This window comes from Pseudomonas sp. EB271-G4-1 (genome assembly GCF_058791355.1).
The window spans coordinates 105,163-114,092 of the sequence record NZ_JBYTEO010000017.1; the positions used below are offsets into that span (position 1 = coordinate 105,163).

Annotated in this window: 6 protein-coding genes; 3 read left to right on the forward strand and 3 right to left on the reverse strand. The window is 59.8% G+C overall.

The genetic code is table 11. From position 1 onward, the window contains the following. The first annotated feature begins 173 nt into the window (after positions 1–173). The 3 genes from mksB to mksF are packed head-to-tail and all read left to right on the forward strand — an operon-like array spanning position 174 to position 4,979. Positions 174–1,451, forward strand: a complete 1,278-nt coding sequence (gene mksB, locus AC3WWR_RS11350; protein ID WP_162276381.1) for an Mks condensin complex protein MksB — start codon at positions 174–176, stop codon at positions 1,449–1,451. Beyond that, positions 1,441–2,142 carry an Mks condensin complex protein MksE gene (gene mksE / locus AC3WWR_RS11355; protein WP_020799720.1) on the forward strand — a complete coding sequence of 234 codons (702 nt, stop codon included), beginning with the start codon at positions 1,441–1,443 and terminating at the stop codon, positions 2,140–2,142. Before mksB ends, mksE begins: the two co-directional genes overlap by 11 nt. Further along, entirely contained in the window at positions 2,139–4,979 is a 2,841-nt protein-coding gene (gene mksF / locus AC3WWR_RS11360) for an Mks condensin complex protein MksF (RefSeq protein ID WP_020799719.1), read from the forward strand. Before mksE ends, mksF begins: the two co-directional genes overlap by 4 nt. Before the next feature lie 184 nt (positions 4,980–5,163). Here mksF and AC3WWR_RS11365 read toward each other — a convergent pair whose 3' ends face one another. The 3 genes from AC3WWR_RS11365 to AC3WWR_RS11375 are packed head-to-tail and all read right to left on the reverse strand — an operon-like array spanning position 5,164 to position 8,729. Further along, the gene (locus tag AC3WWR_RS11365) at positions 5,164–7,467 is read right to left on the reverse strand and encodes a PqiB family protein (RefSeq protein ID WP_168758951.1); all 2,304 of its coding nucleotides are present in this window, start codon (positions 7,465–7,467) and stop codon (positions 5,164–5,166) included. After that, a complete protein-coding gene (locus AC3WWR_RS11370; RefSeq protein ID WP_020799717.1) occupies positions 7,460–8,083 on the reverse strand; it encodes a paraquat-inducible protein A in 624 nt (207 codons plus the stop codon). Before AC3WWR_RS11370 ends, AC3WWR_RS11365 begins: the two co-directional genes overlap by 8 nt. Next, positions 8,070–8,729, reverse strand: coding sequence for a paraquat-inducible protein A (locus AC3WWR_RS11375; RefSeq protein WP_492598705.1), 660 nt, complete (start codon positions 8,727–8,729; stop codon positions 8,070–8,072). The genes AC3WWR_RS11370 and AC3WWR_RS11375 overlap by 14 nt, the downstream gene beginning before the upstream one ends. Between the last annotated feature and the right edge of the window lie 201 nt (positions 8,730–8,930).

The following is an 8,930-nucleotide window of genomic DNA, read 5'->3' on the forward strand; positions in this document are numbered from 1 at the left end:
AAGTGCGCCGATTCTACCGCCCTTCGCGCAAGATCGCCCGCTGTTGATCGATAGACTGCACCGATAATCTTTCCACTTGTGAAAAATGGCGACAGCCCGTCCCGAGAGTGAATCGCATCGTGCCTGATGCAGTACAATCGCGGCTTTTATTCGCCAACCAGCCGGCCATTCCGATGATCGAACCCAAGCGCGTCTTGCGCGCCCTCGCTGAACACTGGGCACTTCTGGAGCCACTGTGCGAGCATTTCGACCAAGGCACCCTGAGCCTCAACGAACTGCGCACGCAACTGGCCGCCCAGCAACTCGACAGTACGCCGCAGGACATCACCAGCCTGCTGGACGTGTGGATTCGCCTCGATATTCTGGTTCCGGTGGCGAAAAGCCCGAACCGTTTCGAGCTCAATGCGCAAATTCACGACTTCCTCGCCTACCTGCGCCGTGAACACCGTTTGGGCCTGTGCCTGGAAATCGAAGCCTATCTGCGCCATCTCGAGCGCCTGGCCGGCTACATCCAGGACGCCTTCGACATCCGCGACGGCAACGACCTGGCCCGCCAGCTTCGCCTGCTCGACATGCGAGTTCGCGATGTACTGAAAAAACTCGATAACGACGAACAAGCACTGGTGGCCGTCGCCGAAAGGGCGAAAACCAGCGACCGACAGATTCCATTGCGCCAGCGTTACGCTGAAGTGCTGGCGACCTGGGACGAATACGTCGAGCCGATGATTGATCTGGTGAACGCCGACGGCGCTTTCGAACAAGGCGTGCGCAAGGTTGAAACCGTGCTGCTGAAGATGCTCTCCGAGCAGCAACGCCTCGGCCACCTGGTCGATGACGACATGTTGCTGCGCACTCACGCGCGTATCCTTGAAATGCAGACCAGCGCCCAGTTGACCCTGCGTCACGCGCGCGAACTATTGCTGCCGCTGCGTGAAGAGGCACGTCGCCACAACGCTGTCACCCGTGGCGCGGCCCTGGCCCTGTCCGCCATTCGCCGAAAAGGCATCGATGCCGTGCCGCAGGCGGCAATGCCGTTGTTCACACGCCCGCAAAGCACCTTCCTCGGCAGCGCCAGCCAGGTCGAGGCCTACGTTTATGCCCTGGCCCGCTTCGAACCGAAACCGGCGCGCTTCCCCAAGGCCCACAAAACCCAGAAAGGCGAAGCTCCACGTGCGCCACGCACGGTTCGGGAAATGCTCGAACGCTGCGAAGACGCCCTGCCGATGCCGGACCTGATGACCTGGCTGCTGGAGCAGGAGCCGGACGGCGCCACCGACGAATTGCTGTACTGGTTCTCGCGACTGTCCCGGGAAAAACGTTTCAAGCGCGAACGCCTGGAACGTCGCGACTACCACACACACGAGCACCAGGTCAGCCTGCGCTCCTTCGCCCTGCTCTCGGTCGGCGATGACCCTACCGAGAATTCTGCGAGCATCCCCCATGCATCTTGATCTTTCCGAACTGTCCCAACTGGCACCGATCTTTCGCGAGCTGTTCAAGGGCTACCACGTCAGCCGCCGCGATCCTGAGCTGTATGCGCAGCTGTCGAACTTCCAGGACCAGTACCGCACGCTGTTCAAGGCCCTGGGGTTTGAACTGGTCTGCGACACCCGTGGTTTCTACTATTTCGTACCGGACCTGGCCGCCGCGGCGGTGAATAAGACCGCGCAGCGTCTGGCGCTGTTCACCTTCATCCTTGTCGAGCACCTGGCCGATCAGGGCCGCGACCCGGTCGCCGTGCTCGACGGCGGCAGCCTGGGTCGCGATGAACTGCCATCGCTGCTGGAAAAGTACCGCGACCTGTTCATCCAGGCCGAAGTACAGACCCAGGATGAGCTGGAAGAAAAAATCATGCGCCGCATGACCCAACTCGGCTTCGCCGGCGAAGAAAACGGCGTGTACCGTTTCCTGCCGCCGATGCACCGTTTCCTCGATGTGTGCCTATCGGTGCAACAGGACCGTGACCTGGCGGCCAGCCTGCACAGCGTACTGCCGCTGCCGGCTCCGGTGCTGATCGATGAAGACAGCGATGAAAAACTACTGCAGACCGACGACCCGCTCGACTTGGCAGAGTTTGCAGATGAAAGCGAAGAAGACGCCCTGGCCCGCGCCATTGCCGAAGAACAGGAGCTCGACGCATGATCAAGGAACGCTACGGCATCCGCCGCTTTGCCCTTTTGAACACCGCCGGCTACACCCTCGGCCTGTTCCCGCTGGAAGAGCCGCTGTCGGTCTACGGCGCGAACAACCTCGGTAAATCCGCTTCGATCAATGCGCTGCAGTTCCCGATCCTGGCACGCATGTCGGACATGAGCTTCGGCAAGTACAGCCTGGAGCAATCCCGGCGCTTCTATTTCGCCTCCGACACCAGCTACATCCTGGTGGAGGTGAACCTGCCCCATGGCCCCCACGTGATCGGCGTGGTCGGACGCGGTCCGGGTGGCGGCTTCGGTCACCAGTTCTTTGCCTACGCCGGCCGGCTGGACCTGGCCCACTACCAGAAAAACGACACCTGCCTGCGCCAGAAGGAGTTGTTCAGCAACCTTGAGCGCGAAGGCCTCAAAGCCTACGAACTCAAGCCCGATGAATTGCGGCGCTTGCTGGTCGGTGGACACACCTCGATCCCGCTGGACCTGACACTGATCCCCCTGCGCTCTACCAGCGAACAGAGCCTGAAGACCTTCCGCGCGCTGTTCATCAACCTGCTGCACATGCGCGAAATCACCGCGGCCAAGCTCAAGCAACTGTTCCTCGACGCCTTCGAGCACAGCCTGCGTTCCGGTAGCGTCGACTACATCGCCGCGTGCGAAGAAGCTTTCCGCGACGTACGACGCATGGAACAGGACTACCAATCGCTGGTGGCAGCCGGTCCCCTGGTCGAAGCCCTCGCCAACGGCGTGAAACAGCGCGATATCCTGCGCGGCAAGCTGCACCGCCTCTCGCCGCTGCTCGACTCCCTGCTCGGCACTTGGTCGGACTACGCCAGTGCCCGCAAGGAAGAGCTGACCATCCAGGCCGAGCACTATCGCCACGAGCAGGACGCCCTGCAGAACGATCAGCGTGGCGGCACCCAGGAGCTGATGCGCCTGGAGCGGGAAATCACTGGCATCCAGCGCTGGCTCGGCGAGCTGGCGGTGCTCAAGCATCGTTTTGCCCTGGTCGAAGACGTCAAGGTGCTCGAGCAACAACTGCTCGCGGCCAAGGACGCCCACGATGAGCTGGCAGGTGCCTTGGCGCAGTCGCGGCAATTCAGTGCCGAGGACCTGGAAGAACGCCTGCGTGAGCTGGAAAAACGCCTGAAGTCGGTCAAGCAACAACTCGACCACGCCGACAACAACAGCTACGCCCGCCTGCGCGAAGAATTCTCGCAGCAGGACGTCGAGCGCCTGATGCGCCTGTTCAACAGCGCACTGTTCAGCCTGCCGCTGGGCGAGCACGGCATTACCCTCGACGACAACGGCGACTGGGTCAAATCCGTAGAGCTGATCCTCGACGGTTTCAAAGGCGAGCGCTTCGAAGTACCGGGCCTGTCCATCGACATCTCGCACATTGAGCCCCCGGCCCTGCAAGCCCTGGCGGACCGCGCCGCGCTACGCGACCAGAAAGAGCGTCTGGAAAAAGAACTCAAGCAACTGAAAACCCAGCAAGCCGTGGCCGCCGACCGCGCCGCGAGCAAGACCCAGACCGAAGCGCTGTACCAGCAGGTGCTGGATGCCCAGAAAGCCTTGGAAGACTTCCGTCGCGCGCAAACCCTGAGCGCCGAAGAGGGCGACAAGCTGGAGCAGCTGGCGCAGATGGAAGCCGCCCAGGACGAATTGAAGCGCTCCAGCGATGCTTTCACCGAACGCGTCCAGCAACTGTCCGCCAAGCTGCAACTGGTCGGCCGGCAGATCGGTGACATGGAAGCCAAGCAACGCACCCTCGACGACGCCCTGCGCCGCCGTCAGTTGTTGCCGGCGGATCTGCCGTTCGGCACGCCGTTCATGGATCCGGTCGACGATTCGATGGACAACCTGCTGCCGTTGCTCAACGACTATCAGGACAGCTGGCAAGGCCTGTTGCGTGCCGATGGCCAGATCGAGGCGCTGTACGCCCAGGTGCGCCTCAAGGGCGTGGCCAAGTTCGACAGCGAAGACGATATGGAACGTCGCCTGCAACTGCTGATCAACGCCTACGCACACCGTACCGACGAAGCCCTGACCCTCGGCAAGGCCCGGCGTGCGGCTGTTACCGACATCGCCCGGACCCTGCGCAACATCCGCAGCGACTACGACAGCCTCGAGCACCAGTTGGCGCTGTTCAACCGCGAGATCAACAAACGTCAGGTGTCCAACCTGCAAAGCTTCCGCATCGTACTGGCGCCGAACAAGGAAGCACTCAAGCACATCGACCAGATCATCCACAGCGCCGGCCAGTACGAAGAAGGCGAGACCCTGTCCGTCTTCGACCTGAGCCAGAGCGCCGAGCAGGACAACAAGAACGAAGAGGCCAAGGAATACCTGGCGCGGCTGGTGGCGGCAAACCACAACCAGCTCGGCCTCAAGGACTTGTTCGAACTGGCGTTCGAGATCACCAAGGTCAACGGATCGCCGGTTATCCACACCGACATCGACGGCGCCGCGTCCAACGGCACCACCATGACCATCAAGGCGCTGACCAACATGTATTTGTTGCTGCACTTGATGGACCGCGACCTGGCCGGACGTGTGCGCTTGCCGTACTACCTCGACGAGGCGGCGGACATCGACGAGAAAAACCAGGCGGCGTTGCTGGAGACCAGTCTACAACTGGGCTTCGTGCCCATCCTGGCCAGTGTGAAGCCACAGGTCTGCGCCAGTGTCGCCATCGACCTGGAAGGTGGTAGCGGCCCGGCTGGCATCTACATTGATGAGGATGATTGGAAGTACATTCGTCGTCACGACGAGGTGAAGGCGACTGTGAACGTTGAAGCGGATGAGCCGGAGCTGGATGCGGTCTGAGACTTGAATCGAAGGTAATAAAAAGGCCGCGATCCAATGGATTGCGGCCTTTTTATTTGGAGAGGTTCTTCGCGAGCAGGCTCGCTCCCACATTTAGTCCGTGGCGTACACAAAATATGTGAACGACGCTGACCACTGTGGGAGCGAGCCTGCTCGCGAAGGCGGCATCACAGCCGCCAATACACTACTTGCCGAGCGGAATCTTCGGCGCCCAGGTCAGCCATTCCTCTTCGAACTTGTCGAACAGCGGGAATGTCTGCTCCGGTCGCGCGGGGGTGCCCATGCGATCACCATCCGGCGTAGCAAAGGCGACACCGCCCTGGATCATCGTCTCAAGCGATTCAGTACGCACTGTCGCCCCTCTGAACAGACCCACATCAAAGTCAAAACCGCTGGTGTTCCAGAACCGCGTGCCGCTGCGGACCAATGGCGCGTACTTGGGCTCGATCAGGATGCGGATCAACACACGATCGGCCGTCTGGCCCAACTCATAACCCGTCACCTTGCCCACGGTGATTTCTCGATAAGTCACCGGAACCCCAGCCTTCAGCGAACCACGACGAGGAGCGCTCAACGTCAGGCTCAAACCAGCTTCCTGCTTGGCAGTTTCCGGGGGATTGGCCAGCGCCACGAAATTCTTCTGCGGGCCCAGGTTCTTCGCTGCCGGTTGCACCTCGATGTATTGCCCGGTAACCAATGTTTCCAGGTTCGACGTCTTGATCAGCCCCAACTCGGGCTTGACCACCCAGAACTGACTGCCGACACGAGCGATGCGCTCCGGGACTTCATCGATCCGCGCAGTCAGCAGCACCGACTGCAGATCGTCACTCAGGTCAACGTCTTCGATCTTGCCGACATCCAGCCCCTTGAAGCGGATGGGCGTGCCAGTGCGCAGGCCATCGGCACGGTCAACCTTGATGGTGATCACCGCGCCTTTCTGGTTGGCTAGCTCATGGCTGGCGAACAGGCGGAAACGCGGGATGCGCTTCTGCAAGGGTGCCTTGGCCTCCGGTGTTTCGAAGGCGATGCCGCCAGCCATCAGGCTTTGCAACGATTCACTCTTGACCTGGATCCCGCCAGTCAGGCCACCGGTCAAGGTGATGCCACTGGCGTTCCAGAACCGCGTGGAAGCGTTGACCAGGTCTTCGTATTCCTTCTCGATATGGACCCCGATCACCAGCTGTTTCTTTTTGCGCGAAAACTGATAGCTCTGTACCGAACCCACCTTGACCTGCTTGTAGAGTACCGGGCTGCCCACTTCCAGCGAACCGAGGTTATCGGTGAACAACACCAGGTGCAGGCCCGGTGCACGCAAATCCAGCGGCGGCGCCTTGGGCCGTGCGACAAACTCACGTTGCGGCGCGGCGCCTTTGTCCCCAGGACGCACGGCGATGTAGTTACCCTTGACCAATGCTTCCAGGCCGGTAATGCCCGCCAGGGAAATCGACGGCTTGACCACCCAGAACTGGGTGCCATCGACCAGGTAATCCTCGGCCAGCGGGTCCAGGGTCAACTCGGCGCTGGCGCCGGACAAATCGGGATCGACCTTGAGGGCCTTGAGGGTGCCGACCTGAATACCTTTATACATCACCGGCGTACGGCCCGCCTGCAAGCCTTCGAAGTCGCTTAGCTTGACCTTGACCTTGATCCCGGCGGCAGCCGCATCGAAGTCCTCATAAAGGCGGAACGGCAGGCTCGGATCGGTAGGCGGGCTGTCCTTGCGATTTTCAGGAGTGGCAAACGCAATACCACCAGCAACAATACTGGCTAGGGATTCACTGCGAACTTTTACACCGGACAGGTTGGCATCGATGCTGATGCCGCTGGCGTTCCAGAAACGCGTGTGTTTGCGCACGAGCTTGGCGTACGTCGGCTCGATGAAGACCTTGAGCTCGACAGTACTCTGGTCCTCGGAGAGCACGTAGCTCTTGATCTGCCCGACCTTGATCTGCTTGTAGAACACCGGGCTGCCACGGTTCAGCGAGCCCAGGCGATCAGCCTTGATCGTGAGGTGCAGGCCGGGTTGGGCGTCCGACAGCGGTGGCTCCTGTGCCAGGGCCTTGAACTTGCGGGCAGGCTCGCCCTCACCCGGGCTGATTGCGACATAGTTACCCGAGACCAGCGTCTCCAGCCCGGTAATACCGGCCAGCGTCACACTCGGTTTGACCAGCCAGAAGCGCGTGCTGGTGCGCAGGTATTGCTCCACGTCCTTGTTCATCTCAACGGTCGCGATCACCCCTTTGGAACTGCCTTCATCATCAAGCTTGAGGGTTTTCACCTTGCCGACCGGCATGCCTTTGTAGACGACTTCGGTCTTGTTGGCCTGGATGCCTTCACCGCTTTCGAAACGAACCTGAATCTCGATGCCGGTTTCGGTGTAGGCACGCCAGCCGAGCCAGCCACCAATGATCAGGGCAATCAGGGGCAATACCCAGATAGCCGACCAGTTCGAAGCCGGTCGGATTTTAGCTGTAGGCAGATCAGTCATGGTCGTCGTCCGACTCCGTGTTATCCCAAATCAGTCGGGGATCGAAAGTTACTGCGGCAAGCATCGTCAGAATCACCACGCTGGCGAACGCAATGGCGCCCAGATCAGCTTCAATGGTGGCCAGCCGGCCAAAATTCACGAGCGCCACCAGGATGGCGATTACAAAGATATCGAGCATCGACCAGCGGCCGATGAACTCGATAAAGCGGTACATCCATATGCGCTGGCGGGCCGAGAGTGGCTGGTGGCGCTGTACGGAAAACAGCAGCAAGGCGATCCCCACCAGTTTGAACGTGGGCACCACAATGCTGGCGATAAATACCACTGCGGCAATGGGAATCATGCCGTGCTGAACCAGTTGGATCACTCCGGACATGATGGTGCTGGGATCACCCTTGCCCAGGGAGCTCACGGTCATGATCGGCAGCACATTGGCCGGTATGTAAAGAATGGCGGCGGTGATCAGCAACGCCCAGGTCCGCGCCACACTGTTGGGACGGCGGGCATGCACCAGTGCGCCGCACCGAGTGCAGACCTGATCGTCGACATCAGCTTCCTGCTTGTTCAATTCATGGCATTCGGCGCAAATCAGAATGCCTGCATCAATCGCCCGCATGGGCATCCTCTCCTGATAAAGCCTGCCAGATCTGGTGAGGAGACATCACTACCTCCAGCCAGACCTGGACCAACAACAATCCAATGAAGCACGCCAAGCCAAGACCAATGGTCATTGCTGCCATATCTGCCAGCTTGACGATCGCGACCAGTACGCCCATGAGGTAAACCTCAAGCATCCCCCAGTCCCGTAAATGGTGGTAAATACGGTAAAGCAGCAAGCCGTAGCTACGTCCGACGTTAAATCGGATACTCAGCAACACGACCAGTTGGCAGAGCAGCTTGAGCAGCGGAATCGCCATGCTGCACAGGAACACAATGACTGAAACGCTTTGCATGCCTGTATCGAAAAGCCCGACAACCCCGCTCCAGACAGTGTCTTGCGTCGATTGCCCAAGCAGGTTGAGTTGCATGATGGGTAAAAAGTTCGCCGGGATGTACAACAGCAATGCCGCGATAACCAGGGCGAGACTGCGCTGTACGACGTTGTATCGATGAGCATAGAGCTCGTAACCACATCGCGGACACAGGGCTTTCTCACCATGATCGAGCTTGGGCTTGCGCATCAGCAAGTCGCACTCGTGGCACGCCACCAAATCGTTCAGCGGTAATTCTGACAGCCTTGAGGCGTCAACCGGATCTGGCATATAACGCTCTGACTCCGAAAAGGTTGGGCCTATTCTAGTGCCCTGAATCGAAAATAACTGTGCCAATTTGTGCACGAATCAGTGTGATTTTCTTTCGGCAAAAGACAAAACCCCTACCTGCATGCGCAGATAGGGGTTTTGGAATTTAATCTTGACGATGACCTACTCTCACATGGGGAAACCCCACACTACCATCGGCGA

Excerpts from the sequence above, each read along its gene's own strand:
- mksB (WP_162276381.1), top strand. The coding sequence starts at position 174 with ATGATCGAACCCAAGCGCGTCTTGCGCGCCCTCGCTGAACACTGGGCA.
- mksE (WP_020799720.1), top strand. The coding sequence starts at position 1,441 with ATGCATCTTGATCTTTCCGAACTGTCCCAACTGGCACCGATCTTTCGC.
- mksF (WP_020799719.1), top strand. The coding sequence starts at position 2,139 with ATGATCAAGGAACGCTACGGCATCCGCCGCTTTGCCCTTTTGAACACC.
- AC3WWR_RS11365 (WP_168758951.1), bottom strand. The coding sequence starts at position 7,467 with ATGACTGATCTGCCTACAGCTAAAATCCGACCGGCTTCGAACTGGTCG.
- AC3WWR_RS11370 (WP_020799717.1), bottom strand. The coding sequence starts at position 8,083 with ATGCGGGCGATTGATGCAGGCATTCTGATTTGCGCCGAATGCCATGAA.
- AC3WWR_RS11375 (WP_492598705.1), bottom strand. The coding sequence starts at position 8,729 with ATGCCAGATCCGGTTGACGCCTCAAGGCTGTCAGAATTACCGCTGAAC.